Source organism: Amycolatopsis deserti, from assembly GCF_014653945.1.
In the GTDB taxonomy this organism is placed as follows: domain Bacteria; phylum Actinomycetota; class Actinomycetes; order Mycobacteriales; family Pseudonocardiaceae; genus Amycolatopsis_E; species Amycolatopsis_E deserti.
Genome location: NZ_BNAU01000007.1, coordinates 250,894 through 276,909, shown reverse-complemented (window position 1 = coordinate 276,909; position 26,016 = coordinate 250,894). Strand labels below are relative to the sequence as shown.

Below are 26,016 nucleotides of genomic sequence, written 5' to 3'. Positions count from 1 at the left end.
AATGAAAGGGAAATGCAAGTGAGCAGCATCGTTCTCGCCCAGGCCGCCGAGACCATCAACCTCAACCAGGGCCTGGCGGCCATCGGTTACGGTCTGGGCGCCATCGGCCCGGGCATCGGTGTGGGTCTGATCTGGGCCGCCGTCATCAACGGCACCGCCCGTCAGCCGGAGGCCCAGGGCAAGCTCATGGGTATCGCCTGGACCACCTTCGTGCTGACCGAGGTGCTCGCCCTGATCGGTCTGGTCGTTTACTTCATCGCTTCTGCCTGATCGTCCGCCTGACGCGTTGGGAGACGTTGTGGTGAAGACCCAGATCGTGCTGGCCGCGGAAGAGGCGCCGAACCCGGTGCTGCCGCACCTGAGCGAGCTCATCCTCGGCCTGGTCGCCTTCTTGATCCTGTTCTGGCTGCTCAAGAAGTTCGCCGTGCCCCGCTTCGAGAAGATGTACGAGGAGCGCACGGCGGCCATCGAGGGTGGCATCGCCAAGGCGGAGAAGGCCCAGGCCGAAGCCGAAGAGGCGCTCGCGAAGTACCAGGCACAGCTCAAGGACGCCTACTCCGAGGCCGCCAAGATCCGCGACGACGCTCGCCTCGAGGCGGAGCGGATCAAGGAGGAGCTGCGGGCCGAGGCCCAGGACGAGGCCGCCCGGATCATCGCCCAGGGCCACGCCGCGCTGCAGGCCCAGAAGGCACAGATCGTCACGGAGCTGCGCAACGAGCTGGGCCGCAACTCGATCGAGCTGGCGAGCCGGATCGTCGGGGAGCACCTCGAGGACGAGGTCCGTCGCCGTGGCACGGTCGACCGGTTCCTCGCCGAGCTCGGCAGCAGCGCCGGTAACGGAGCAGGAAAGTAGCCCAGATGACGCTGACGCTGCACGCCGCGAGCCGCGAAGCGCTCGCCTCCGCCGAGACCCGGCTCGCCGAGGTCACCGGCGAGGCCGGCGCCGACCCGGCCGCTCTCGGCAACGAACTGCTGGCCGTGGTCGACCTGCTCGGCAGGGAGATCGGCCTGCGCCGTGCGGTCGCCGACGCCTCGTCCGACCCGGAAGCCCGCACCCGCCTGGTCCGCTCGCTGCTGACCGGCAAGGTGTCCGAGCAGGCCCTGCGCGTGCTCGACGCCGTGGTCGCGGCCCGCTGGTCCAGCCCGCGGGAGCTGGTCGACGGAGTGGAGTCGCTCGGCCGCAACGCGCTGCTGACCAGCGCGGAGAAGGCCGGGAAGCTGGACGCCGTCGAAGACCAGCTGTTCCGGATCGCCCGTATCGTGGTGAGCAACCCGGAGCTGGAGCAAACGCTGTCCGACCAGACGGCACCCGGCGACGCGAAGCGCAGGCTGGTGCGCGAGCTGCTGCAGAGCAAGGTGGACGACGTCACGCTTGCGCTGGTCGAGCAGGTCGTGGGCCGGTCGACGGGCCGCAGCGTCGGGTTCAAACTGGACGAGCTGGTCCAGCTGGCCGCGCAGCGCCGCGAGCGCTCGGTCGCGTACGTCACGAGCGCGAGCGAGCTGTCGGCGGAGCAGCGGGAGCGGCTGGCCGAGCAGCTGCGCCGGATCTACGGGCGGCCGATCGGGCTGCACGTCGAGGTCGACACCCGCCTCGGCGGCGGGCTCATCGTCCGCGTGGGCGACGAGGTCATCGACGGCAGCACCGCGGGCCGGATCGCCGAGCTGCGCAGGCAGCTGGCCTGACACACCACAAGACTTTGCACACCTGCAGGAACGAGAGAGCGGGAACGACATGGCGGAGCTGACGATCTCCTCGGATGAGATCCGTAGCGCGATCGAGAACTACGTCTCGAGTTACTCACCCGAAGTCAACCGGGAAGAGGTCGGCGTCGTCGTGGACACCGGCGACGGCGTTGCCCACGTCGAGGGTCTGCCCTCGACCATGGCCAACGAGCTGCTGGAGTTCCCCGGCGGCATCCTCGGTGTGGCCCAGAACCTGGAGCCGCGCCAGATCGGTGTCGTCATCCTCGGTAACTACGAGAAGATCGAAGAGGGCCAGGAGGTCAAGCGCACCGGCCAGATCCTCTCGATCCCGGTCGGCGAGGGCTTCCTCGGCCGCGTCATCGACCCGCTCGGCAAGCCGATCGACGGCCTCGGCGACATCGTGGCCGAGGACCGCCGCGCACTGGAGCTGCAGGCCGCCTCGGTCGTGCAGCGCCAGCCGGTGTCGGAGCCGCTGCAGACCGGTATCACCGCGATCGACGCGATGACCCCGATCGGCCGCGGCCAGCGCCAGCTGATCATCGGTGACCGCAAGACCGGCAAGACCGCGGTCTGCGTCGACACGATCATCAACCAGAAGGCCAACTGGGCGACCGGCGACCCGAGCAAGCAGGTCCGCTGCATCTACGTCGCGATCGGCCAGAAGGGCTCCACCATCGCCGGTGTCCGCAAGTCCCTCGAGGACGCGGGCGCGCTGGAGTACACCACCATCGTCGCGGCCCCCGCGTCGGACTCCGCCGGCTTCAAGTGGCTGGCCCCCTACACCGGGTCGGCGCTCGGCCAGCACTGGATGTACCAGGGCAAGCACGTCCTGATCGTGTTCGACGACCTGACCAAGCAGGCCGACGCCTACCGCGCCCTGTCGCTGCTGCTGCGCCGCCCGCCGGGCCGCGAGGCGTTCCCCGGCGACGTCTTCTACTTGCACTCCCGGCTGCTCGAGCGCTGCGCGAAGCTGTCGGACGAGCTGGGTGGCGGCTCGCTGACCGGTCTGCCGGTCATCGAGACCAAGGCCAACGACATCTCGGCCTACATCCCCACCAACGTCATCTCGATCACCGACGGGCAGTGCTTCTTCCAGTCCGACCTGTTCAACTCGGGTCAGCGCCCCGCGGTCGACGTGACCACCTCGGTCTCCCGGGTCGGTGGTGACGCGCAGATCAAGGCGATGAAGACGGTCTCCGGTTCGCTGCGGATCGACCTGTCCCAGTACCAGGAGCTGCAGGCGTTCGCCGCCTTCGCCTCCGACCTGGACCCGACCTCGCGCGCCCAGCTGGACCGCGGTGCCCGCCTGTACGAGGTGCTCAAGCAGCCGCAGTACTCGCCGGTCCCGGTCGAGCAGCAGGTCGTCACCGTGTACCTCGGCACCAAGGGTCACTTCGACGACGTGCCGGTGGAGGACGTGGCCCGGTTCAACACCGAGCTGCTGGAGAACATCCGCCACAAGCACGACGACATCCTCGCCGAGATCCGCGACAAGGGTAAGTGGACCGACGAGCTCGCCGAGCGCGTCGCCGCCGCGACCGCCGAGTTCAAGAAGGGCTTCACCACCTCTTCGGGTGAGCAGCTCGTGAACGAGGCCGAGGCCGAGGCGATGGACGCCGACAAGGTCGGGCAGGAGACCGTCAAGGTCAACAAGCCCGCCCCGACGAAGTGACCGGATAGCTGATGGCGCAACTTCGCGAGCTCCGGGCAAAGATCCGGGCGACGAAATCGATCGGCAAGATCACCAAGGCGATGGAACTGATCGCCACCTCGCGGATCGGCCGTGCCCAGGCACGGGTCGAGGCTTCGCGCCCGTACGCCACGGAGATCACCAAGGTGCTCTCCGCACTGGCGAGCGGGGCCGCGAGCCTCGACGACCCGTTCCTCGTCGAGCGGCCCAACCCGAAGCGGGCGGCCGTGCTGGTGGTGACCAGTGACAAGGGCCTGTGCGGTGGTTACAACACCAACGTGCTGCGGGCCACCGAGGAGCTGCTCTCGCTGCTGCGCTCGGAGGGCAAGGAGCCCCAGGTCTACGTCATCGGCGGCAAGGGCCTGAACTACTACCGGTTCCGGGGCCGCGAGGTCGTCGACAGCTGGACCGGGTTCTCCGACCAGCCGCACTACGAGAACGCCGCCGCCGCGGGCGAGACGCTGACCAAGGCGTTCCTCGCCGGCGCGGACGACGACGCGAACGGCCCGGGCGAGGACGGCATCCTGGGCGTGGACGAGGTGCACATCGTGTACACCGAGTTCAAGTCGATGCTGACCCAGACCCCGGTCGCCAAGCGGATGGCGCCGCTCGAGGTCGAGTACGCCGAGGAGGGTGCCGAGCCCGCTCCGGGCGAGATCCTCCCGGCGTACGAGTTCGAGCCCAGCGCGGACCGGCTGCTGTCGGCCCTGCTGCCGAAGTACATCAACACGCGGATCTTTTCGGCTCTGCTCGAGTCGGCCGCTTCCGAGCTGGCCGCCCGGCGCACCGCCATGAAGTCGGCGTCGGACAACGCCAGCGAGCTGGTGGAGACCTACACCCGGCTGGCGAACCAGGCGCGGCAGGCCCAGATCACGCAGGAGATCAGCGAAATCGTCGGTGGGGCCGATGCGCTCGCCGCTGTAGGAAGTGATGAGTAGATGACCACCACTGAAACCCGGACCAAGGGCCGGATCGTCTCGGTGACCGGCCCGGTCGTCGACGTGGAGTTCCCGCGCGGCGCCGTGCCCGAGCTGTTCAACGCGCTGAAGGTCGAGGTCGAGTTCGAGCAGCTGCGCAAGACGATCACCCTCGAGGTCGCGCAGCACCTCGGCGACAACCTCGTCCGCACGATCTCGCTGGCCCCGCAGGACGGTCTCGTCCGCGGCGCCGAGGTGATCGACACCGGCGCGCCGATCTCGGTGCCGGTCGGCGACGAGGTCAAGGGCCACGTCTACAACGCGCTGGGTGACTGCCTCGACCAGCCGGGCTACGGCGCGGACCTGGAGCGCTGGAGCATCCACCGCAAGCCGCCGGCCTTCGACCAGCTCGAGGGCAAGACCGAGATGCTGGAGACCGGCCTCAAGGTCATCGACCTGCTCACCCCGTACGTGCAGGGTGGCAAGATCGGCCTGTTCGGCGGTGCCGGCGTGGGCAAGACGGTGCTGATCAAGGAGATGATCACCCGTGTCGCCCGGAACTTCGGTGGCACCTCGGTGTTCGCCGGTGTCGGCGAGCGCACCCGTGAGGGCACCGACCTGTTCCTGGAGATGAGCGAGGACGGCGTCATCAACGACACCGCGCTCGTCTTCGGCCAGATGGACGAGCCGCCGGGCACCCGTATGCGGGTCGCGCTGTCCGCGCTGACGATGGCGGAGTACTTCCGCGACGTCAAGAACCAGGACGTGCTGCTGTTCATCGACAACATCTTCCGGTTCACCCAGGCCGGTTCCGAGGTGTCGACCCTGCTGGGCCGCATGCCCTCGGCCGTGGGTTACCAGCCGACGCTGGCCGACGAGATGGGTGAGCTGCAGGAGCGGATCACCTCGACCAAGGGCCGTTCGATCACCTCGATGCAGGCGATCTACGTGCCGGCGGACGACTACACCGACCCGGCCCCGGCCACCACGTTCGCCCACCTGGACGCCACCACCGAGCTGTCGCGGTCGGTGTTCCAGAAGGGCATCTTCCCGGCCGTGGACCCGCTGGCCTCCACCTCGACGATCCTCGACCCGGCCATCGTCGGTGAGGACCACTACCGGGTGGCCTCCGAGGTCATCCGGATCCTGCAGAAGTACAAGGAGCTGCAGGACATCATCGCGATCCTCGGTATGGACGAGCTGTCCGAAGAGGACAAGCTGACCGTGCAGCGGGCCCGCCGGATCGAGCGGTTCCTGTCGCAGAACATGCTCGTCGCCGAGCAGTTCACCGGCCAGCCGGGCTCGACCGTGCCGCGCGCGGAGACCGTCGAGGCGTTCGACAAGATCAGCAAGGGTGAGTTCGACCACTACCCGGAGCAGGCGTTCCTGGGCATCGGTGGCCTCGAGGACCTCGAGAAGAAGTACAAGGAACTCACCGGCAAGTGATGTCGGGACGACGGCGGGGCGGGTGTCCTTTATGGACTCTCACCCCGCCGTTGTCGTAACCGGTCGCGAACCTATTAGACTGCGCTCATCGGCGCGGGAACGAAGGAGAACCACGTGGCTGAGATGACCGTCGAGCTTGTCGCCGTCGAGCGCCGTCTCTGGTCCGGTCAGGCGACGTTCGTGGTCGCGCAGACCACAGAGGGTGAGATCGGCCTGATGCCCGGCCACGAGCCGGTACTCGGTCAGCTCGTCGAGGGTGGCGTCGTCAAGGTGACGACCACGGACGGTGAGACCGTTCGCGCCGCGGTCCACGGTGGCTTCCTGTCCGTGACCGCCGAGCGGGTGAGCATCCTCGCCGAGTCGGCCGAGCTCGCCGACGAGATCGACGTCGAGGCCGCCCGGTCCGCGCTGAGCGGTGAGGACGAGGCCGAGCGGGCCAGAGCGACCGCCCGGCTCCGCGCGGCCGGCCAGTCGGTCTGATCCGGCGACGAGCAGGAGCCGGCCGTGGAAATCACCCTCGTTGTCCTGGTCGTCCTGCTCGGTCTTGCCGTCGTCGCGTTCTGGTACAGCTTCCGCTGGGGGCGGATGCGCCGTCACGGCGGGGTGAGCGTCGCGTTGCGGTGGGATCCGGACAACGCGCGCGCCGGCTGGCACCTGGGCCTGGGGCGCTACGAGGGTGAGGTGTTCGCCTGGTACCGGGTGTGGAGCCTGCGCACCGGCCCGGACCGGGTGTTCGAACGCGAGACGTTGATGATCGCGGACCGTCGCGACCCGATCGGAACGGAGGCCTACGCGGTGCCCTCGGACGCGACGGTCCTGCGCTGCGAGTCGGCGGTCCAGGAGCCCATCGAGATCGCCATGGGGCCGGACGCGCTGACCGGCTTCCTGTCCTGGCTGGAGTCCGCCCCGCCGGGACGCCAGGTGCCGCGGGCTTCCTGATCTAGTCTGGCGGGAACCGGCGCACCCACCGGCGTTGCCCCGGCGTTTCGACCGCCCGGGGGTGGTGGTGCCGCCGCGCCCAGGCGACGGCCTCAGCGGGGTCGACGCCGCTCAGCACGGCGAGGCAGGCGATGACCGTGCCGGTCCGCCCGACCCCGCCGGCACAGGCGACTTCGACCGCTTCGCCCGCGCGTGCCCGCTCGTGCAGGCCGCGGATCTCCCGGACCGCGGCGTCCGGGTCGCGGGGCAGCCGGAAGTCCGGCCAGTCAAGCCAGGTGTGCGGCCACCCCAGGCTGGCGTCGTGCTCGCGGCGCAGCCGCGCAGAACCCAGGTAGAGGCCGAACCGGGCCAGTGGGTCGCGGGCGCCGCAGACCGCGCCCGCGGACCCAGGCTCCGTCCGGCAGCCGGATGCTGCCCGGCAGCGCCGCGTCGCCGGTCACGGCGCCGTCAGTCCTCGCCGCCGGGCTTCCAGAGCACGTCGCCCTCGGGGTTGGCCAGCCGGGCCAGGATGAAGAGCAGGTCGGACAGCCGGTTGAGGTACTTGACCGCCAGCACGTTCGTCCGGTCCGGGTCGGCCTCCACCAGTGCCCAGCCGGCCCGCTCGGCCCGTCGGCTCACCGTGCGCGCCTGGTGCAGGAACGCCGCGCCCGGCGTGCCGCCCGGCAGGATGAACGACGTCAGCTTCGGCAGGCGCTCGTTGAACGCGTCGCACCAGCCTTCCAGCCGATCGATGTAGGCCTCGGTGATGCGCAGCGGGGGGAACTCCGGGTCCGGCACCACCGGCGAGCACAGGTCCGCGCCGACGTCGAACAGGTCGTTCTGCACGCGGCGCAGCACCACCGCGATCTCCTCGTCGAGACCGCCCATCGCGAGCGCCAGCCCGACCACCGAGTTCGTCTCGTCGACGTCGGCGTAGGCGGCCAGCCGCGGGTCGGTCTTCGGCACGCGCGAGCCGTCGCCGAGCGCGGTCGTGCCGTTGTCGCCGACCCTGGTGTACACGCGGTTGATCCGTACCGGCATACCGAGCACCTTACGACTGCTCGAACAGCCGCATGGCCTCCGGAGCTTCGAAACACACCGCGGAATCGATTCGCGCCCGCAGGTCCCGCACCAGCGCCCGGCCGCCTCGCCAGTCGCCGGGCCGCACGGTGATCGCCCCGCCGTGCGTGCCGAACAGGTGCAGGATCGGCAGCTGCCCGTCGGTGTGCTCGATGCCGACCCCGGCGAGGTCGTCGAACCGCACGACTGCCGCGGGCGACGGGTTCTGCCCGAAGTACGTGGACAGGCCCTCCTCGCCCACCACGAGCCGGTAGCCGCGCGGGGCGGTCGAGCCGACCAGCGCGCGCTTCATCTCGCGTCCGGGCGGCGCGGGCAGCGGGCTGCCGGGCAGTTCCGGCAGGTCGCGCGGCACGTGCTGCTCCGGCGCGCACAGCACCAGCCGCCCGGCCAGGTCCCGCGCGGCCACCGCGACGGCCGCCGGGTCGAGCCCGGCCAGCACGCGCTGCTGGTGCTCGGCCGCCGACGGCCACCCGGTCAGCTCGCTCATCGCCGCGTCGAAGGCGCGGTAGACGGCGAAATCCCGCTCGGCGATCTCCTCGGCGAGCCCGGCCCGGTCGACCGCCAGCTCCTCCTCGGTCGGCCCGCCGCGCCCCAGTTCGGCCAGCTCGGTGCGGATCGCGTCGACGACCCGGGCGGCCTGCTTGTCCGGCACGTCGGTGCCGAACCCGAGGACGGCGCGGCGCGCGTCCACCATCTGGTGGTCGAAGGCGATGTCGTAGACCAGGCCCTCCAGGTGCCGCAGCCGGTCGGTGAGCCGGTGGATGAGGATGCCGGCCGCGCACGCTGTCTCCGCCGACCAGTCGACCAGCGCACAGCCCACCACACCGTTCGGGATGGTCGTCTGCGCCGGCGTGGGCAGGTCGAACGGCTCGGCGGTCACCGGCTGCCGCGGCGGGCCGTCGGGCAGCGGGAGCGTCAGGCCGGCCGGGGGAGGGCCGGACAGCACGAGGGCGGCGTTGCCGCGGTGGAACCAGCGGGCGCACCACTCACGCGCCTGCTGCGGGCCGGCGTGGACGGCGGCGAGCTGGACGTTGCCGGTCAGGCCGAACGCCCGGTTGCCGAACCACAGCGCCGACGGCAACCACGTGGTGACGCCGGGGCCCTCGTTGCCGCGCTCCTCGGCCAGAAGCACGCCCCGCTCCAGCCGCAGCGGCCCGGTGTCCAGGTTCGCCAGGGACTCGCACACGCGGCGCAGGTGCTCCACGACGGTCTCCGGGGCGCTGGTGACGTCGAAACTGGTGTGCAGCACCTCGGTCGAGGCGTTGTTCTCGTAACGGCTCGTGCGCACCCGCCGCATCGCCAGGTGCTCGACGAGGTGGGTGATCCCGGTCTCCAGGAACGACTCGTGCGCGAGGCCGACCCCGAACAGCAGGCTCGCGCTGAGCCGGCCGGGCTGGTCGGTCCAGAAGACCGGCACGCCGTCGATCTCCGCCCGGTGCACCTCGGGCAGGGACGGTGGCGCCGGTGGGGTCAACATTTCGCTCAAGGTTCCCCCAGTCGGGTGGGACATCCGGGCGCGTTATCGCCGCGAGAGGCCACAGTGTTTCACACGACAGTGCGAACGCGGTCGCCCTCTGTTATGTCCCGCCCCTCCGTTCGGGTGCTCGAACCGGAAGGCATGATGACGGCCATGAGCGAGCACTTCGACGTGCACGGTGGTGCGCGGCTGGTGGGCGAGGTCGAGGTCGTCGGGGCCAAGAACAGTGTTCTGAAGCTGATGGCGGCCGCGCTCCTCGCCGAGGGCACCACCACGATCACCAACTGCCCGCAGATCCTGGACGTCCCGCTGATGGCGGACGTGCTGCGCAGCGTCGGGTGCGAGGTGGTCCTGGACGGCGACACCGCGAAGATCACCACTCCGTCCGAGCTGTCCCACCGGGCCGACTCGCCCGCGATGGGCAAGCTGCGCGCGTCGGTGTGCGTGCTCGGCCCGCTGGTCGGGCGGCTCAAGCGGGCCGTCGTGGCGCTCCCGGGCGGGGACGCGATCGGCTCCCGGCCGCTGGACATGCACCAGAACGGCCTGCGCGCGCTCGGCGCGACGAGCACCATCGAGCACGGCTGCGTCGTCGCCAAGGCCGACCACCTCAAGGGCGCGCAGATCTGGCTGGACTTCCCGAGCGTCGGCGCGACCGAGAACATCCTGATGGCCGCCGTCCTGGCCGAGGGCACGACGGTGATCGACAACGCCGCGCGCGAGCCGGAGATCGTCGACATCTGCGTGATGCTCAACCAGATGGGCGCGCAGATCGAGGGCGCCGGCACGTCCACGCTGACCGTGCATGGCGTGACCGAGCTGCACCCGACCGAGCACCGCGTGATCGGCGACCGCATCGTGGGCGCGACGTGGGCGTTCGCGGCGGCGATGACCCGCGGCGACCTGACGGTCAAGGGCGTCAACCCGCACCACCTGGACCTGGTTCTGGAGAAGCTGCGGATGGCCGGCGCGGAGATCACGACGTTCGACGAGAGCGGTTTCCGGGTGGTGCAGAACGACCGGCCCAAGGCGGTCGACTTCGTGACACTGCCCTACCCGGGGTTCGCCACGGACCTGCAGCCGTTCGCCGTCGCGTTGTCCGCGGTGTCCGAGGGCACGTCGATGATCACGGAGAACGTGTACGAGGCGCGGTTCCGGTTCATCGAGGAGATGGTCCGCCTGGGCGCCGACGCCCGAACCGACGGCCACCACGCGGTGGTCCGCGGGGTCGACAAGCTGTCCTCGGCGCCGGTCTGGGCGTCCGACATCCGCGCCGGCGCGGGCCTGGTGCTGGCCGGCCTGTGCGCCGACGGGGTCACCGAGATCTGGGACGTGTTCCACATCGACCGCGGATACCCGTACTTCGTGGAGAACCTGAATCGGCTGGGCGCCCGGGTGGAGCGGGTCCTCGGCGCGGCGGAGCGCTCCTGACCGCGCCTTAGATCTTCGCCCGTCGCTTCGCCAACGTTCTCGAGGAAGCCGCGCCGGACGAGTGGGCCGTGGCGACCGACGTCGACCTGCGCCTGCGTGATGTGCCGCTTCTCAACCGCAGGCTGGATCTCGTCGTCTACGATGCCTCGCTCGACGAAGACGCTGTGCTCCGGCCGCAGCACTGCCTCCTGGCCGTCGAGGTGATGTCGCCCGGTCCGCAACGGCGGATCAGACGGACAAGCTCACTCCACCGCCAGCCCGACGCCGAAGCCGATCAGGGCGGTGCCGGTGACCGCGTCCATCGTGCGGCGGACGCGGCGCCGGTTCAGCCACGTCTTCGCCCAGCGCACCAGGAACAGCAGCGTCAGCTGCCACACGGTGCCCACCACCAGCACCGTGTACGCCAGCAGCAGCGCCTCGGCGGCACCGGTCGTCGCGGGGTCGAGGAACTGCGGCAGCACCGACAGGTAGAACGCGATCACCTTCGGGTTGGTGATGTTCGACAGGAACCCCTCGCGGAACCGCCGAAGCCCCTTCCCCCGGCGCCGGCCCAGCTCGTCGAGCGCCTCGTAGTCGCCCCGCCACGCGCCGCGCAGCGCCTGGAACCCCAGCCAGCACAGGTAGGCCACCCCGGCCCAGCGCACGGTCTCGAACAGCGGCCGCACCTGCACGATCAGCGTGCCCAGCCCGAGGCCGACCGCCGTGGCCTGCACGAAGTTCCCCAGCGCGATGCCCGAACACGTGAACAACCCGCCGCGCGCGCCGCCGGCCAGTGCGTTCTTCAGCACGACCATCGTGTCCGGGCCCGGCACGACGGCGATCAGCAGGGCGAACACCAGGTAACTCACGTACAGGCTCCACGTCACACCCAAGAGGCTAACTCGGCCGTCATGATGGGGGCAGGCTGATTTCGCACCCAGTGACGTGCGTCCTTGCGGTGCTGCGCGCGAAGTTACCGGCGAGTACGCTCTGTGTGTCGTTCATCTGGAGGTGCACCGATGCCCTACCCCACGGATCGCGAGCGGGACCGCCCCTGGGTCATGCGCACCTACGCGGGGCATTCCTCGGCGGCGGCCTCCAACGAGCTGTACCGCCGCAACCTCGCCAAGGGCCAGACCGGCCTCTCGGTGGCCTTCGACCTGCCCACCCAGACCGGCTACGACCCCGACCACCCGCTGGCCAAGGGCGAGGTCGGCAAGGTCGGCGTGCCCGTCTCGCACATCGGCGACATGCGCCGCCTTTTCACCGGCATCCCGCTGGCCGAGGCCAACACCTCGATGACGATCAACGCGCCGGCCATGTGGCTGCTCGCGCTCTACGTCACCGTCGCGCAGGAGCAGGCCGACGCCGAGGGCCGCGACCGCGACGAGGTGCTCGCCAAGCTCACCGGCACCACGCAGAACGACATCATCAAGGAGTACCTCTCCCGCGGGACCTACATCTTCCCGCCCGCGCCGAGCCTCCGCCTGATCACCGACGTGATCGCCTGGACGGTGCACCACATCCCGAAGTGGAACCCGATCAACATCTGCAGCTACCACCTGCAGGAGGCCGGCGCGACCCCGACGCAGGAGGTCGCCTACGCGCTGTCCACCGCGATCGCCGTGCTGGACGCCGTCCGCGACTCCGGTCAGGTCGACCAGGCCGACATGGCGAAGGTCGTCGGCCGGATCTCGTTCTTCGTCAACGCCGGCGTGCGGTTCGTCGAAGAGATGTGCAAGATGCGCGCGTTCACCCGGCTCTGGGACGAGATCACGCGCGAACGCTACGGCGTCGAGGACCCGAAGGCGCGCCGCCTGCGCTACGGCGTCCAGGTCAACTCGCTCGGCCTGACCGAGGCCCAGCCGGAGAACAACGTCCAGCGGATCGTGCTGGAGATGCTCGGCGTCGCGCTGTCGCGGGACGCCCGGGCGCGCGCGATCCAGCTGCCCGCGTGGAACGAGGCGCTCGGCCTGCCGCGGCCGTGGGACCAGCAGTGGGCGCTGCGCATGCAGCAGGTGCTGGCCTACGAGACCGATCTGCTGGAATACGAGGACATCTTCGCCGGTTCGCACGTGATCGAGTCCAAAGTGGAGGAGATCGTCTCGGGCGCCCGCGCGGAGATCGAGCAGGTGGCCGATCTCGGCGGCGCGGTGGCCGCGGTGGAAAGCGGTTACATGAAGTCGCAGCTGGTCGCCTCGCTCGCCGAGTACCGGCGCGAGGTCGAGTCCGGCGGCCGGGTCATCGTCGGCGTCAACAAGTTCGACACCACCGAGCCGAGCCCGCTGCAGGCCGAGGGCGCCAAGGCGATCGAGACCGTCGATCCGGCGGTGGAGAAGCAGGCGGTCACGGCGCTGGAGGAGTGGCGCCAGCAGCGCGACCAGGCCGCGGTCGACGAGGCGCTGACGCGGTTGCGCGAGGTCGCCAAGACATCGGAGAACCTGTTCGACGCGACCCTGGCGTGCGCGGCGGCCGGGGTGACCACCGGGGAATGGGCCGGCGCGCTGCGCGAGGTGTTCGGCGAGTACCGGGCGCCGACCGGGGTGAGCGCGGCGGCGATGTCGGGTGACGCGGCCGAGCTCTCCCGCGTGCGCGACCGGGTGCGCGCGACCGGCGAGGAGCTGGGCGAGAAGCTGCGGATCCTGGTCGGCAAGCCTGGTCTGGACGGGCACTCCAACGGCGCCGAGCAGGTCGCCGTGCGCGCCCGCGACGTCGGGTTCGAGGTCATCTACCAGGGCATCCGCCTCACGCCGGAGCAGATCGTGGCGGCCGCGGTGCAGGAGGGCGTGCACGTCGTCGGCCTGTCGGTGCTCTCCGGCTCGCACCTCGAGGTCGTGCCGCAGGTCGTCGACGGGCTCCGCGCGGCCGGCGCGGGGGACATCCCGGTGATCGTCGGCGGCATCATCCCGCCCGAGGACGCGCGGCTGCTCGTCGAGCGCGGCATCGCGCGCGTGTTCACGCCGAAGGACTACGAGCTGACCGAAATCATGGACGAAATCGTTTCGGTGGTGCGGGAACGCCACGGATTGCCCCAGGACTGAGCCAGTTCTGTCACGTTCCGTGCGTACCGTCCACACGCAACGTTGATCTCTTTCCGATAACAGCGAGTGGCGATCTCGTCGCTTCTTTTGACCCCATCGGACGCACCGCCTACGTTCGGTGAACCGGCTGAACCGAATAAGGGGTGCGACGAAGATGACGCACGGTCAGTGGACTCGACGGGACTTCTTCCGGCGCTCGGCGGTCGTGGGCGCCGCGGCGGTGGCGGGGCCAACCTTGTTGGCGGCCTGCCAGAGCACCGAGAGCGGGAACACCCTCGACGCGGCGAAGAGCGCCAAGACGATCAAGATCGGCATCGCCAACGAATCCCCGTACGGATTCGCCGACACGTCCGGCAACACCACCGGAGAAGCGCCGGAGGTGGCGCGTGCGGTGTGCAAGGCGCTCGGGATCGACACCGTGCAGGCCAACGTGGTGCCGTTCGACCAGTTGATCCCCGCGCTGAACGCGAAGCAGTTCGACATCGTCGCGGCGGGCATGAACATCACGCCGACGCGCTGCAAGGCGGCGCTGTTCTCCGATCCGGACTACTCGGCGCTGACCGCGTTGCTGGTGCCCAGCGGCAATCCGCAGGGCGTCAAGACGCTCGCCGACGTCGCGGCCAAGAAGGTCAAGGTCGCGGTGCTCTCGGCCGCCGTGGAGAAGGGTTTCGCCACCGGCGCCGGGGTGTCCGAGGACCAGATCGAAACGCTGGACACCCAGGACAACATGTTGCGCGCGGTGACCGCCGGGCGCGTGTACTGCGCCGCGCTCACCGACATCTCGCTGAAGTGGCTGGTCAAGCAGAACCCGAACTCCGGCGTCGAGGTCACCCCCGGCTTCCAGCCGACGGAGAACGGCCAGCCGGTGCAGACCGCGGGCGGTTTCGTGTTCCGCAAGGAGGACACGTCCCTGCGCGACGCCTTCAACCAGCAGCTGAAGACGTTGCACGACAACGGGGAATGGCTGCGGATCGCCTCGCCGTTCGGGTTCGACCAGAGCAACCTGCCCGGGGCCGGCCTGACCACCGACAAGCTCTGCGCGGCCTGACGCTCGAGCACGGGGACGCGTCGTGTCCGACTCGGCATCCAACATCATCTCGACCATCCTCAGTGGACTCGGCGCGACGGTGGCCGCGGCCGGCGGTGGCATCGCGCTGACGATCGTGCTGTCGTTCATCGCCGGGCTCGCGATGCTGTCGCGGTCCCGGGCGGTGCGGTTCGTCAGCCGGGTCTACGTCGAGGGCTTCCGCGGCACGTCGGAGGTCGTGCAGCTGTTCTGGCTGTACTTCGTGCTCCCGGCGCTGGTCGGGTTCAAACTGGTCCCGTTGTTCGCCGGCATCATCGTGCTCGGGCTCAACCACGGCGCCTACGGTGCCGAGATCGTGCGCGGCGCGGTGCAGTCCGTGCCGCGGGCGCAGCGCGAGGGCGCGGTGGCGTTGTCGTTCAGCCCGGCGCAGCGCATGTTCCGGGTGATCCTCCCGCAGGCGGTCGTGGAGATGCTGCCGACGTTCAACAACCTCTTCATCCAGCTGATGAAGAGCACGGCACTGCTGTACTTCATCTCGGCCGGGGAGATCACCGAGAAGGGCGAGCTGCTGCGGCCGGTGTACGGCAGCCAGCTCGTGCTGATCTACGGCGTCGAGCTGTTGTGCTACCTGGCGATCGCCATCGTGATCACCGTGGTCATGCGCCTGCTGGAACGCGTCCTCGCCAAGCGGCTCGGACGTGAGCCGCCGAAGCGCGACAAGGCGTTCGCGAAGGTGGGGGTGACCACCTGATGGAGTGGAACTGGGACTACGTCGGGGAATCCATCCCGCTGCTGCTGGAGGGGTTGCTGGTCACCGTCGAGCTGACGCTGCTCGGTTCGGCGGTCGCCTACGTGCTGGGGCTGGTGTTCGCGCTGGTGCGGCGCGCGCGGATCCCGGTGCTGAGCCAGCTGCTGTACCTGTTCATCGAGGCGGTGCGCTCGACACCGCTGCTGATCCAGGTGTTCTTCATCTTCTACCTGCTGTGGCCCGCACTGGGCATCACGCCCTCGGCGTTCCTCACCGGGGTGATCGCGCTGGGCATCCACTACGCGACCTACACCTCCGAGGTGTACCGCGCGGGCATCGACGCCGTCCCGAAAGGACAGTGGGAAGCCGCGACGGCGCTGAGCATCCCGCGCACGCGGGTGTGGACGGGGATCGTGCTGCCGCAGGCGGTGCCGCGCGTGCTGCCCGCGCTGGGCAACTACATGATCTCGATGTTCAAGGAGACCCCGCTGCTGATCAGCATCGGGGTGCTCGAGGTGCTCAACCGCGCCAAGGAGCAGGGTGCCCAGACGTTCCAGGTGCTGGAGCCCTACACGCTGGCCGGCATCCTGTTCCTGCTGATCAGTTACCCGTCGTCGATCCTGGTGCGAAGGTTGGAACGCCGTGTCGGACAGCTCTGAGATGATCCGGTTCGAGGGGGTCGTGAAGAAGTTCGGCGACCACGTGGTGTTGCGGGAGCTGGACTTCTCGGTGCGGCCGGGCGAGTTCGTGACGCTGATCGGGCCGAGCGGTTCGGGCAAGACCACGATCCTGCGGCTGCTGATGACGCTGGAGAAGGTGAACGCCGGACGGATCTTCGTCGGCGGCGAGTGCCTGTCACACGTGGAGAAGAACGGGAAGTTCGTGCCGGCGGGGGAGAAGCACCAGCGGCGCATGCGGCGGCGGATCGGGATGGTGTTCCAGCAGTTCAACCTGTTCCCGAACATGAAGGTGCTGCAGAACGTCACGGAGGCGCCGATCCGGGCGCTGGGGCTGCCCCGCCAGGAGGCCGAGCAGCGCGGCCGCGAACTGCTGGAGATGGTCGGGCTGAGCGAGAAGGCCGACGCCCACCCGTCGCAGCTGTCCGGTGGGCAGCAGCAGCGGGTGGCGATCGCGCGGGCGCTCGCGATGCGACCCGAGGTGCTGCTGCTGGACGAGGTCACCTCGGCGCTGGACCCGGAACTGGTGGCCGGGGTGCTGAAGGTGCTGAAGGAAATCGCGTCGACCACCGACATCACGTTCCTCTGCGTGACGCACGAAATGCAGTTCGCGCGGGACGTGTCGGACCGCGTCCTGATGTTCGACCACGGGCAGATCATCGAGGACGCGCCGCCGGAGAAGCTGTTCACGAACCCGGACCACGAGCGAACGCGGGAGTTCCTGCAGGCCGTGCTCGACCGGGGCTGAGCCGGACGAGCGCGACCGAGCGGGCGGCGATCACGGCCACCTGGGCGAGCGCCAGGGCGGCGAACCAGACCACCAGTGCGGGGGAGTAGTACGCGACCTGCTCGAACGTGAGGTCGCGCCCGCCTCCGACGACCCTGCCCAGCAGGTACGGCAGGGTCACCAGCACCACGACCGGCACCAGTCTCGGCGCGAGCCGGACAACCAGGCCCCACCACGGCCGCCCCGCCATCCGCGTCGCCCAGCGGCGAGCGCGCAGCACGCCCCGGATCCCGAGGGCCAGACCGGCGAGGGTCAGCGCGCCCAGCGCCAGGTCGATGACCAGCCGCATCGACGAGGGCTCCGGTGGTGTCCGGCCGCCCAGGATCGCCGCGATGCCGTCCTCCAGCTGGGCCGTCCCCTCGTTGCCCAGGGCGACACCGCTGTCGGCCATCACCGCGATGCCGTGGCCGTCGGGCAGCATCAGGGCCCCGGCGGTGGCGGTGAACCAGATCCCGCTGTGCCGCACCCAGCCGTGCGAGTCGGTTTCCCAGCCCATCGCGTAGTTGTCCCGCGCGGGTGAGTGCATCAGCGCGAGGCTGCCCGCGGACACCAGCCCGCCGCCCGTGCGCTGGACGACCAGCCAGCGGGCCATGTCCTCGGCGGTCGCGATCACGCCGTCGGACCCGGCCACGAACCGGTCCGGTTCGGACGCCGGGAGCGACAGGCCGTAGGCGTAGACGTGCCCGTCCGCCGCGTCCGGCGGCAGATCCCGTGGCGTGCGGGTGATCGTGGTCGTGGAGCGCATCCCGGCGGGCTCGAACACGTGCCGCCGCAGGTAGTCGCCGAACGGCTCGCCGGAGGCCACCTCGACCAGTCGCGCGGCGAGGTGGAAGTTGGTGTTGGTGTAGTGGTACTCGACGCCGGGATCGGAGGCCAGCGTGGCCTGCCGTGCCCGCTCGACGGCGCCGGCGAGCGAGTCCGGCTGCGGCAGGCTCTTCTCCGGCAGGGTGGTGTCGGTGATGCCGGAGGTTTGGTTGAGCAGGTGGCGCACGGTGATCCCGCCGCCGCGGGGATCGGCGAGGCGGAACTCGGGCAGGTAGGACACCACCGGTGTGTCCAGCGCCAGGGTGCCCGCCTCCACCTGCTGCATCACGGCCAGCGCGGTGAACGCCTTGGACACCGACGCGATGGGCCGCGGGGCCGACGTGGTGGTGCCGTGTGCGCCGAGGTGGGCGATCCGGTCGCCCTCGGTGATGGCGACGGCGACGCCGGGGTAGCCGGCCTCCGCCGCGTACTCGGCCACGTACCGGTCGACCGCCGCCCAGTCCGGCTCCGGCGCGGCCATCGCCTGGCCGGGCACCACGGCGAGCGTCATGGCGGCCATCGCCGCCCACATGATCTTCACCTGTTCAACCTAGGAATCCGGGGTCCCCGCGGGCAGGACCCGAACGGCAGCGCCCCACCCCGACTTTCGTCAGGGGGGAGCACAACACGCGCGCCGCGAGGTAGCGTCGGACCATGGCCGAGTACGAGCACATTCTGGTCAAGCGCGACGACGCGACGGTCACCATCACGATGAACCGGGCCACGCGCCGCAACTCCCTCTCTGAAGCCCACCTGGCCGAGCTGCTGGCGGCGTTCGAGGAGACGGCCGCCACCGACGCGACGGGCATCGTGCTGGCGGGGGCCGGCCCGGTGTTCTCGGCGGGCCACGATTTCGGCGACGTGGCGTCGCGGGATCTGGACGGGGTGCGGCGCCTGCTGACCCTGTGCACGCGGCTGATGCGGACGATGGAGTCGGTGCCGCAGGTGGTGATCGCGCGGGTGCACGGGCTGGCCACGGCGGCGGGGTGCCAGCTGGTGGCGTCGTGCGACCTGGCGGTCGCGGCGGAGTCGGCGGGTTTCGCGTTGCCCGGCGGCAAGGGCGGGTGGTTCTGCCACACGCCGGCGGTGCCGGTCGCGCGGGCGATCGGGCGCAAGCGGCTGATGGAGCTGGCGCTGACCGGAGACGTCATCGACGCGGCGACGGCCCTGGAGTGGGGCTTGGTGAACCGGGTGGTGCCGGAGACGGACCTGGACACCGCGGTGGCCGACCTGCTGGGCCGGGCCACGCGCGGCAGCCGGGCCAGCAAGGCGCTCGGGAAGCAGACCCTGTACGCCCAGCTGGACCGCCCGGAGGCCGACGCGTACGCGATCGCGGTCGAGGTGATGGCGGCGGCGTCGCAGACCCCGGCGGCGCGGGAGGGAATGGCGGCGTTCCTGGAGAAGCGGAAGCCGGAGTGGCCCGCCTGAGGGGTCCGTTCGGTCTGGTCCTTTCGGGTGAACTGAAAATTCAATCACTACGTTCCGCTATGTCCGGAACGAGGTCTGTTCGTGCAGTTCAGAACCACTGTGGATGGCGCCGGTCAAGATCCACTTCCCCCGGCTCGTCCGCCTGAACACTGTTACACGCGCGAGCGCACGGCGATGGAGGGTGCGACGCAGCGGGACGGCCCGCTGCCGCGCACTCCAAGGAACACTCGTGACTCAACCGCCCTATGCCCCGCCCGCGCCCGCGCAGCCGAAGAACGGCCTCGGAACCGCTGGTTTCGTCCTCGGACTCATCGGCCTCGTGTTCGCCTTCATCCCGATCGTCGGCGTCGTGGCGTGGCCGCTGGTCATCATCGGCCTGATCCTGTCGCTGGTCGGCCTGTCCCGTGCCACCAAGGGTGCCGCGACGAACAAGGGGCTCGCCATCGCGGGTGTCGTGTGCTCGGCGGTCGGCCTGGTGATCTGCATCCTGTGGACCGCCGTCTTCGGCGCCGCGGTCGACAAGGTCAACGACTCGACCCCGACCAGTGGTGACCCGGCCGCGGCCGCGCACCAGATCCTGCTCGAGGTCACCACCGGCCAGCGGAGCAACCTCAGCTGGACCAGCGGGCTCAGCGTGAACAACCAGGAGATCGTCGAGGCGGGGCAGACCTGGTCCAAGACCCTGGGCGTCGAGGACCTCGGCTTCACGTCGATCACGGTCACCCCGGTGACCACCGACATCAATGCCCAGCCGAACAGCTGCAAGATCACCGTGGACGGCAAGCCGGTCGCCGAAAACTCGAACCTGGTGGCCGCGATCTGCAGCTACACGGGCGGCTGACGTGGTCGCGCGGGGTCCCGGCCGGGGCCCCGCGCCGTTCCGAGGCGTGGGACCGGCGCCACGCGATCGGATGAAGGGCGGCGCCGACCGATTGACCCCGGAAACCGAACGGCAATAAGCACGACGAGTGATCTCCCAGCGGCGCGGACCGCGGTCGGCTTGGCGACAGGGAGCGTGGCCCGCCCTGCGGCAGGGGCCACAGCCGCCCTGGCGCCACGGACCGCAGCCGCCCCGGCGGCGCGGACTGTGGCTGGCCGTGCGGCAGGGGCCGCAGCGAGCGCTGCCGCGCGATCCGCAGGCGGCCCTGCCGCGCGATCTGCAACCGCCCCGGCGGCGCGAGCCGCAGCCAGCCCTGCAGCGCGATCCGCAACCGCCCCGACGCCACGGACCGCAGCCGGACCTGCGCCACGAACCGCGGCTCTCCCGGCGGCGTGGGCCGCAGCTGGCGCTCGTCGCCGTCGTGCAGGTTCTCGCCATGGGCCTGTGGTTTTCGGCGTCCAGCGTCGTCCCCGCGTTGCGCGACGAGTGGGGCCTCGGGCGTGAGGCGGGCATCCTGCTGGCCGTCACGGTCCAGCTCGGGTTCGCGACCGGCGCCGTCCTCTCCGCCGCCGTCAACCTCGCCGATCGCGCCCGCCCGCAGGTCCTCGTCGCCGCCGGTAGCGCGCTCGGGGCGGCCACCACGTTCGCCTTCCCGGCGGCCGGCCCCGCGGCAGCCGTCCCCCTGCGGTTCGTCACCGGGTTCGCCCTCGCGGCCGTCTACCCGGTCGGCATGAAGATCGTCGTCTCGTGGTTCCCCCGGCAGCGCGGCGCCGCGCTCGGCGTGCTCGTCGGCGCGCTGACCCTCGGCTCGGCCATGCCGAGCCTGCTGGGCGGCATCGGCGACTGGCGCGCCGTCCTCGACGTCGCCGCGGCGCTGGCCCTCCTCGCCGCCCCGGTCGCCCTCATCCTCGTCAAACCAGGCCCGGACTGGCACCCCTCCCCGCCGTGGGCACCCCGCTACGTGCTCGACATGATCCGCTCCCGCCCGCAACGCCTGGTCTGCCTCGGCTACTTCGGCCACATGTGGGAGCTGTACGCGCTGTGGGCCTGGCTGCCCACCTACGTCGCGGCCGCCGGCAGCGGCGACAGCTTCACCATCATCGGCGTCGCGGGCGCGGCCGGCGCTCTGCTCGGCGGCCTCCTCGCCGACCGTTTCGGCCGCCCGGCGGTGACCATCGGTGCCATGCTGACCAGCGCCGCGTGCGGTCTGCTGTCCGCCGCGGCGTGGGGGACACCCCTGCTCGCACCGCTGCTGCTCGTCTGGGGCGCCGCCGTGATCGCCGACTCCGCGCAGTTCTCCGCGGCCCTGTCCGAGGTCGCGGACCCGCGCTACGTCGGCACCGCCCTCACCGCGATGACCGCCGCCGGGTTCGTCGTCAGCGCGGTCACCATCCAGCTCCTCCCGCTGCTCGCCGACCTGACGGGCTGGCGCGACGCGGTCACCCTGCTGTCGATCGGCCCGCTGCTGGGTGCCGCGGCGATGACTGGCGTTCGTGCAGCAGCAGGAGCCCGTACGCCGCGATCGACTGGGCGTCCGTGATCTCGCCGCGCGCGATCATCTTCTCGAACTCGTCCCGGCTGAACCACGCCGTGCGCATGTCCTGTTCCTCGTGCTCGCGCTCGTGCGGCCCCTCGGTCAGGTCCGTCGCCAGGTAGACCCGGCCGCGCTGGCTCGACATGCCCGGCGCCACGTCGAGCAGCCCGAGGTCGGTCAGCGAACCGGCGACCAGCCCGGTCTCCTCCCGCAGCTCCCGCGCGGCCAGCTCGCGCGTGTCCAGCTCGGCCAGCCCGGGCGCGGTGCCCTGCGGGAACTCCCACCGCCGCAGGCCCAGCGGGTACCGGTACTGCTCGACCAGGTGCAGCCGGTCGCCGTCGAGCGGGACCACCAGCGCGTAGTCGGGCTTGTCGACCACCCCGTAGATGCCGGGCGAGCCGTCCGGGCGGCGGATGTCGTCCTCGCGCACGGTCATCCAGTCGTTCCGGTACACCTCGCGCGAGCCGAGCCGTTCGATGGGATCCACGCGACCAGTCTGCCGAAGCATCTTCTACCCTCGCCGGGTGCGTCTCGTGATCGCTCGTTGCCAAGTGGACTACGCCGGCCGCCTGACGGCCCACCTCCCGATGGCCACCCGGTTGCTGCTCATCAAGGCGGACGGCTCGGTGTCGGTGCACTCCGACGACCGCGCCTACAAACCGCTGAACTGGATGAGCCCGCCGTGCTGGCTGATCGAGGACGGTGACGTCTGGACGGTGCAGAACAAGGCGGGAGAGAAGCTCGTCATCACGATCGAGGAGCGGATCGACGAGATCAGCCACGACCTCGGCGCCGAGCCGGGCCTGCAGAAGGACGGCGTCGAGGCGCACCTGCAGGAGCTGCTGGCCGAGCACATCACCACGCTCGGCGAGGGGTACACGCTGGTCCGCCGCGAGTACCCGACGGCGATCGGGCCGGTCGACATCCTCGCCCGCGACGCCGACGGCGGTTCGGTGGCGGTGGAGATCAAGCGCCGCGGCGAGATCGACGGCGTCGAGCAGCTGACCCGCTACCTGGAGCTGCTCAACCGCGACCCGCTGCTGGCGCCGGTGCAGGGCGTGTTCGCCGCGCAGCTGATCAAGCCGCAGGCTCGCACACTCGCCGAGGACCGCGGCATCCGCTGCCTGACCCTGGACTACGACGCCCTGCGCGGCACCGAATCGGACGACCTCCGCCTGTTCTGACCTGCGATCAACGGCCCCTGCGCGGCGACTGGAGAGCCGCGGCAGGGGCCGTCGTGCGTCCGGGGCTGCCGAGTTGCGTCGTGTGACGCTGCGCGGTTGGGTTGTCACCGGTTTGATCTCGACACGGTCAAGGCGTGCCTGCTGGCGTGCACAGCCGGGATACCGCGTAGTAATGTGCGCTCGTCACTCGATCGTGGTGATTTTTGTTCGGAGATGTTGGACTCCCGGAGGTGCATCGGTGCATGTCCTAGCCGCAGCGAACCTGCGACTTGATGCGCACGCGATCGACTACGTGTTGCTCGCGTTCTACTTCGTGCTGGTGCTCGGCATCGGCTACCTGGCCCGGAAACAGGTGTCGAGCAGCATCGACTTCTTCCTGTCCGGTCGCTCCCTGCCGGCCTGGGTCACCGGGCTCGCCTTCATCTCCGCCAACCTCGGCGCCATCGAAGTGATGGGGATGTCGGCCAACGGCGCGCAGTACGGCCTGCCGACCGCCCACTACTTCTGGATCGGCGCGATTCCCGCGATGCTGTTCCTCGGCATCGTGATGATGCCGTTCTACTACGGGTCGAAGGTCCGCAGCGTGCCGGAGTTCATGCGGCGCCGCTTCGGCACCGGCGCGCACCTGACCAACGGCATCAGCTTCGCCCTGGCGCAGATCCTCATCGCCGGGGCGAACCTGTACCTGCTGGCCAGCGTGGTGAACCTGCTGCTGGGCTGGCCGATCTGGTTGTCGATCATCATCGCCGCCGTGATCGTGCTCGCCTACACCGCGCTCGGCGGCCTGTCCGCCGCCATCTACAACGAGGTGCTGCAGTTCTTCGTCATCGTCGCCGCCCTGGTGCCGCTGACGATCGTCGGCCTCTACAAGGTCGGCGGCTGGAGCGGCCTGGTCGACAAGGTGACCGGCAGCCCCGGCGGCGCGGAGCAGCTGAACTCGTGGCCGGGCAACCAGCTGACCGGCTTCGGCAGCAACTTCCTGTCGGTGCTGGGCCTGGTGTTCGGTCTCGGCTTCGTGCTGTCCTTCGGCTACTGGACCACGAACTTCGTCGAGGTCCAGCGCGCGATGGCGTCCAAGAGCATGTCCGCGGCCCGCCGCACGCCGATCATCGGCGCGTTCCCCAAGATGCTGGTGCCGTTCATCGTGATCATCCCCGGCATGATCGCCGCGGTCACGGTCACCGAACTGCAGGGCCAGAACAAGCAGGCCCTGCTCGACGGCGGGTCCGCCCCCAGCGGCGCGACCTTCAACGACGCGCTGCTGCTGCTCATGCGCGACCTGCTGCCCAACGGTGTGCTGGGTGTCGCGATCGCCGGTCTGCTGGCCTCGTTCATGGCCGGCATGGCGGCGAACCTGAGCTCGTTCAACACCGTGTTCACGTACGACATCTGGCAGGCCTACATCAAGAAGGACAAGCCGGACTCGTACTACCTGAACATGGGCCGCTGGGTCACCGCGGGCGCCACGATCCTGGCCATCGGCACGGCCGCGATCGCCTCGCGGTACTCGAACCTGATGGACTACCTGCAGCAGCTGTTCTCGTTCTTCAACGCGCCGCTGTTCGCCACGTTCATCCTGGGCATGTTCTGGAAGCGGATGACCCCGAAGGCGGCCTGGATCGGTCTGCTGTCCGGTACCGCGTCGGCGATCGTGGTGTTCCTGCTCGCCGAGACCGGGGTGTGGGATCTGCCCGGCCAGGGCGCCAGCTTCATCGGCGCCGGTGCGGCGTTCGTGGTCGACATCGTGGTCAGCGTCGCGGTCTCCGCGGTGACGCGGCCGCGCGAGGCCTCGGAGCTGACCGGGCTGGTCTACTCGCTGACGCCGAAGGCGTCCCGTCAGCACTCCACGACCGGCGAGGACGCGGGCTGGTACCGCAACCCGGGCCTGCTCGCGGGGATCGTCCTGCTCATCACGATCGCGCTGAACATCGCCTTCTAGGAGGTTGGCAGACATGGCTAGCGAAACCCCCGTGCGCACGCGCCGGGCAGGCGCGTTCGACATCCGGCTGATCATCGCGCTGCTGACCGGTGTCTACGGCGTGGTCCTGACGGTCATGGGCATCGGGTTCACCGACGACGCCGAGCTGCAGAAGGCGGCGGGGGTGAACATCAACCTGTGGGCCGGGATCGGCCTGCTCGTGTTCACCGCGCTGTTCGTGCTGTGGGCGCTCGTGCGGCCGATCCGGGTCCCGGTGTCGGAAGGCGACGAGACCCCGGCCGAATAGGAAGGTTCGGAACATCCCGGCGAGGCCGGGCGGCTACGGTGCTCTGCGTGCTCCGTGTCGCCCGGCCTCGCCGTTTCGTCCCCGTGGTCCTGCTCGCCGTGACCGTGTCCGCGTGCGGTGGGCCGGACCTGGGCAAGCAGAACTTCCCGCGCACCACCGTCACGCAGACCACCGCCGCGACGGGCCCGGTCGACGACCCGGAGGTCGCGCTGGACGCGCAGCGCACCGTCGACCCGTGCGCGATGCTGCAGGGCGACACCGTCACCGCTGTCGGCACGCCCGTCGAGGACGGTCTCCACTCCAGCGGGCTGGACCGCTGCAGCATCGAGGTCACCGACGCCGGCGGCAAGGAAGCCCGGCTGAGCCTCACGATGGGGGACAGCCTCTTCTTGTCCTCCGTGCCCCAGATCGGCGTCGTCGAAGGCCTGCCGGTCGTCGCGAACAGCCTGGACGACCCGGACACCACGGAGAACGAAGGCTGCGTCGTCTCGGCGATCACCTCCAGCACACCCGCGCTGGGCATCTCCGTCCAGGTCACCTACGACGGCGGAGACGCCTGCGGCGCCGGGATGACCGTGATCCGCGAGGTCGTCGCCAAGATGCACGCCGGTCCGCCCCGGCTCAGCCGTGCGGCGAACTCCGCGGTGCCGCTGGACCCGTGCACGCTCGCCGCCGACGCCGTGGTGGCCGACGTTCTCGGCCGGGGCACCGCGAAGCGGCCCGGCGGACTGCACGAGTGCCACTGGTCGGGCGGCAACGCCGACGGTCACCTGCGGATCTCGGAGACCGTCGAGCCCTCCGACGGGGACGACGGCACCCGGGTCGACCTCGGCGGCGGCACCACCGGCTACCAGGAGAAACGGACCACCGCGGGCAACAGCTGCGCCATCGCCTGGACCCACCTGAGGACCGGCGACGGCGAGGGCGAGGTCGTCAAGTTCACCTACGACAACTTCCACGACGACGCCGCCGGGGACGACTCGTGCGGCAAAGCGCGGCGCATCGTCGACACGATCCTGCCCAAGCTGCCCAAGTCCTGATA

General features: G+C 70.2%; 26 protein-coding genes and 1 pseudogene. 21 read left to right on the top strand and 6 right to left on the bottom strand.

The window, feature by feature from the left end:
- The first annotated feature begins 18 nt into the window (after window positions 1-18).
- The 8 genes from IE290_RS28050 to IE290_RS28015 all read left to right on the top strand — a co-directional run bounded on the left by IE290_RS28050 (window position 19) and on the right by IE290_RS28015 (window position 6,696).
- Window positions 19-270 (top strand): ATP synthase subunit C-like protein, encoded by a 252-nt coding sequence (locus tag IE290_RS28050; RefSeq protein ID WP_179771592.1) that lies wholly within the window; start codon window positions 19-21, stop codon window positions 268-270.
- A gap of 28 nt (window positions 271-298) precedes the next feature.
- Window positions 299-853 (top strand): F0F1 ATP synthase subunit B, encoded by a 555-nt coding sequence (locus IE290_RS28045; RefSeq protein ID WP_191247690.1) that lies wholly within the window; start codon window positions 299-301, stop codon window positions 851-853.
- Between the two features lie 11 nt (window positions 854-864).
- Window positions 865-1,683 (top strand): F0F1 ATP synthase subunit delta, encoded by an 819-nt coding sequence (locus IE290_RS28040; protein ID WP_191247899.1) that lies wholly within the window; start codon window positions 865-867, stop codon window positions 1,681-1,683.
- 49 nt (window positions 1,684-1,732) lie between these two features.
- Window positions 1,733-3,376, top strand: coding sequence for a F0F1 ATP synthase subunit alpha (atpA, locus tag IE290_RS28035; protein ID WP_191247689.1), 1,644 nt, complete (start codon window positions 1,733-1,735; stop codon window positions 3,374-3,376).
- A gap of 8 nt (window positions 3,377-3,384) precedes the next feature.
- Window positions 3,385-4,332 (top strand): F0F1 ATP synthase subunit gamma, encoded by a 948-nt coding sequence (locus tag IE290_RS28030; RefSeq protein WP_191247898.1) that lies wholly within the window; start codon window positions 3,385-3,387, stop codon window positions 4,330-4,332.
- Window positions 4,333-5,757 (top strand): F0F1 ATP synthase subunit beta, encoded by a 1,425-nt coding sequence (atpD, locus tag IE290_RS28025; protein WP_017987310.1) that lies wholly within the window; start codon window positions 4,333-4,335, stop codon window positions 5,755-5,757. It begins immediately after the preceding gene.
- 114 nt (window positions 5,758-5,871) lie between these two features.
- Window positions 5,872-6,237, top strand: coding sequence for a F0F1 ATP synthase subunit epsilon (locus IE290_RS28020; RefSeq protein ID WP_027935827.1), 366 nt, complete (start codon window positions 5,872-5,874; stop codon window positions 6,235-6,237).
- A gap of 24 nt (window positions 6,238-6,261) precedes the next feature.
- Window positions 6,262-6,696, top strand: a complete 435-nt coding sequence (locus IE290_RS28015; RefSeq protein ID WP_191247688.1) for a DUF2550 domain-containing protein — start codon at window positions 6,262-6,264, stop codon at window positions 6,694-6,696.
- 1 nt (window position 6,697) lies between these two features.
- Here the strand turns inward: IE290_RS28015 and IE290_RS28010 are convergent.
- The 3 genes and pseudogenes from IE290_RS28010 to IE290_RS28000 form a co-directional block, all read right to left on the bottom strand.
- Window positions 6,698-7,136 (bottom strand): annotated as a pseudogene (locus tag IE290_RS28010) (protein-tyrosine phosphatase family protein).
- A 7-nt stretch (window positions 7,137-7,143) separates the two neighbouring features.
- On the bottom strand, window positions 7,144-7,716 hold the full coding sequence (locus IE290_RS28005; protein ID WP_191247687.1) for a cob(I)yrinic acid a,c-diamide adenosyltransferase: 573 nt from the start codon (window positions 7,714-7,716) through the stop codon (window positions 7,144-7,146).
- A 10-nt stretch (window positions 7,717-7,726) separates the two neighbouring features.
- Window positions 7,727-9,232 (bottom strand): insulinase family protein, encoded by a 1,506-nt coding sequence (locus IE290_RS28000; protein WP_191247686.1) that lies wholly within the window; start codon window positions 9,230-9,232, stop codon window positions 7,727-7,729.
- Between the two features lie 153 nt (window positions 9,233-9,385).
- On the opposite strand from IE290_RS28000, the gene murA reads away from it, so the two are divergent.
- A complete protein-coding gene (gene murA / locus IE290_RS27995; protein WP_191247685.1) occupies window positions 9,386-10,660 on the top strand; it encodes a UDP-N-acetylglucosamine 1-carboxyvinyltransferase in 1,275 nt (424 codons plus the stop codon).
- A gap of 242 nt (window positions 10,661-10,902) precedes the next feature.
- On the opposite strand, the gene IE290_RS27990 is transcribed toward murA, so the two are convergent.
- Window positions 10,903-11,532, bottom strand: coding sequence for a LysE family translocator (locus IE290_RS27990; protein ID WP_191247684.1), 630 nt, complete (start codon window positions 11,530-11,532; stop codon window positions 10,903-10,905).
- A gap of 126 nt (window positions 11,533-11,658) precedes the next feature.
- On the opposite strand from IE290_RS27990, the gene IE290_RS27985 reads away from it, so the two are divergent.
- From IE290_RS27985 to ehuA, 5 genes are all read left to right on the top strand, one after another.
- On the top strand, window positions 11,659-13,680 hold the full coding sequence (locus tag IE290_RS27985; RefSeq protein WP_191247683.1) for an ethylmalonyl-CoA mutase: 2,022 nt from the start codon (window positions 11,659-11,661) through the stop codon (window positions 13,678-13,680).
- A gap of 154 nt (window positions 13,681-13,834) precedes the next feature.
- Window positions 13,835-14,728 (top strand): ectoine/hydroxyectoine ABC transporter substrate-binding protein EhuB, encoded by an 894-nt coding sequence (gene ehuB, locus IE290_RS27980; protein WP_191247682.1) that lies wholly within the window; start codon window positions 13,835-13,837, stop codon window positions 14,726-14,728.
- A gap of 22 nt (window positions 14,729-14,750) precedes the next feature.
- Complete coding sequence (ehuC, locus tag IE290_RS27975) at window positions 14,751-15,458, top strand: ectoine/hydroxyectoine ABC transporter permease subunit EhuC (RefSeq protein ID WP_191247681.1); 708 nt, start codon at window positions 14,751-14,753, stop codon at window positions 15,456-15,458.
- On the top strand, window positions 15,458-16,114 hold the full coding sequence (gene ehuD / locus IE290_RS27970) for an ectoine/hydroxyectoine ABC transporter permease subunit EhuD (protein WP_191247680.1): 657 nt from the start codon (window positions 15,458-15,460) through the stop codon (window positions 16,112-16,114). Before ehuC ends, ehuD begins: the two co-directional genes overlap by 1 nt.
- A 1-nt stretch (window position 16,115) precedes the next feature.
- On the top strand, window positions 16,116-16,880 hold the full coding sequence (ehuA, locus tag IE290_RS27965) for an ectoine/hydroxyectoine ABC transporter ATP-binding protein EhuA (protein WP_191247897.1): 765 nt from the start codon (window positions 16,116-16,118) through the stop codon (window positions 16,878-16,880).
- Here ehuA and IE290_RS27960 read toward each other — a convergent pair.
- Window positions 16,819-18,255 carry a serine hydrolase domain-containing protein gene (locus IE290_RS27960; RefSeq protein WP_229874778.1) on the bottom strand — a complete coding sequence of 479 codons (1,437 nt, stop codon included), beginning with the start codon at window positions 18,253-18,255 and terminating at the stop codon, window positions 16,819-16,821. The genes ehuA and IE290_RS27960 overlap by 62 nt on opposite strands.
- A gap of 122 nt (window positions 18,256-18,377) precedes the next feature.
- Here IE290_RS27960 and IE290_RS27955 point away from each other — a divergent pair, with 122 nt between their 5' ends.
- The 3 genes from IE290_RS27955 (at window position 18,378) to IE290_RS27945 (ending at window position 21,571) form a co-directional block, all read left to right on the top strand.
- Window positions 18,378-19,151 carry an enoyl-CoA hydratase-related protein gene (locus IE290_RS27955; protein WP_191247678.1) on the top strand — a complete coding sequence of 258 codons (774 nt, stop codon included), beginning with the start codon at window positions 18,378-18,380 and terminating at the stop codon, window positions 19,149-19,151.
- A 229-nt stretch (window positions 19,152-19,380) separates the two neighbouring features.
- A complete protein-coding gene (locus IE290_RS27950; protein ID WP_191247677.1) occupies window positions 19,381-19,992 on the top strand; it encodes a DUF4190 domain-containing protein in 612 nt (203 codons plus the stop codon).
- Window positions 19,993-20,248: 256 nt separating this feature from the next.
- Window positions 20,249-21,571, top strand: a complete 1,323-nt coding sequence (locus IE290_RS27945) for an MFS transporter (protein WP_229874746.1) — start codon at window positions 20,249-20,251, stop codon at window positions 21,569-21,571.
- Here the strand turns inward: IE290_RS27945 and IE290_RS27940 are convergent.
- A complete protein-coding gene (locus IE290_RS27940) occupies window positions 21,471-22,043 on the bottom strand; it encodes an NUDIX domain-containing protein (protein ID WP_229874777.1) in 573 nt (190 codons plus the stop codon). The two genes, IE290_RS27945 and IE290_RS27940, sit on opposite strands and share 101 nt — an antisense overlap.
- 46 nt (window positions 22,044-22,089) lie before the next feature.
- On the opposite strand from IE290_RS27940, the gene nucS reads away from it, so the two are divergent.
- The 4 genes from nucS to IE290_RS27920 all read left to right on the top strand — a co-directional run bounded on the left by nucS (window position 22,090) and on the right by IE290_RS27920 (window position 26,014).
- Window positions 22,090-22,749, top strand: coding sequence for an endonuclease NucS (gene nucS, locus IE290_RS27935; protein WP_026153883.1), 660 nt, complete (start codon window positions 22,090-22,092; stop codon window positions 22,747-22,749).
- Between the two features lie 238 nt (window positions 22,750-22,987).
- Window positions 22,988-24,688 (top strand): sodium:solute symporter family protein, encoded by a 1,701-nt coding sequence (locus IE290_RS27930; RefSeq protein WP_191247675.1) that lies wholly within the window; start codon window positions 22,988-22,990, stop codon window positions 24,686-24,688.
- A 13-nt stretch (window positions 24,689-24,701) separates the two neighbouring features.
- Window positions 24,702-24,974, top strand: coding sequence for a hypothetical protein (locus IE290_RS27925; RefSeq protein ID WP_191247674.1), 273 nt, complete (start codon window positions 24,702-24,704; stop codon window positions 24,972-24,974).
- 47 nt (window positions 24,975-25,021) lie between these two features.
- Complete coding sequence (locus IE290_RS27920; protein ID WP_229874745.1) at window positions 25,022-26,014, top strand: DUF3558 domain-containing protein; 993 nt, start codon at window positions 25,022-25,024, stop codon at window positions 26,012-26,014.
- Window positions 26,015-26,016: the final 2 nt, after the last annotated feature.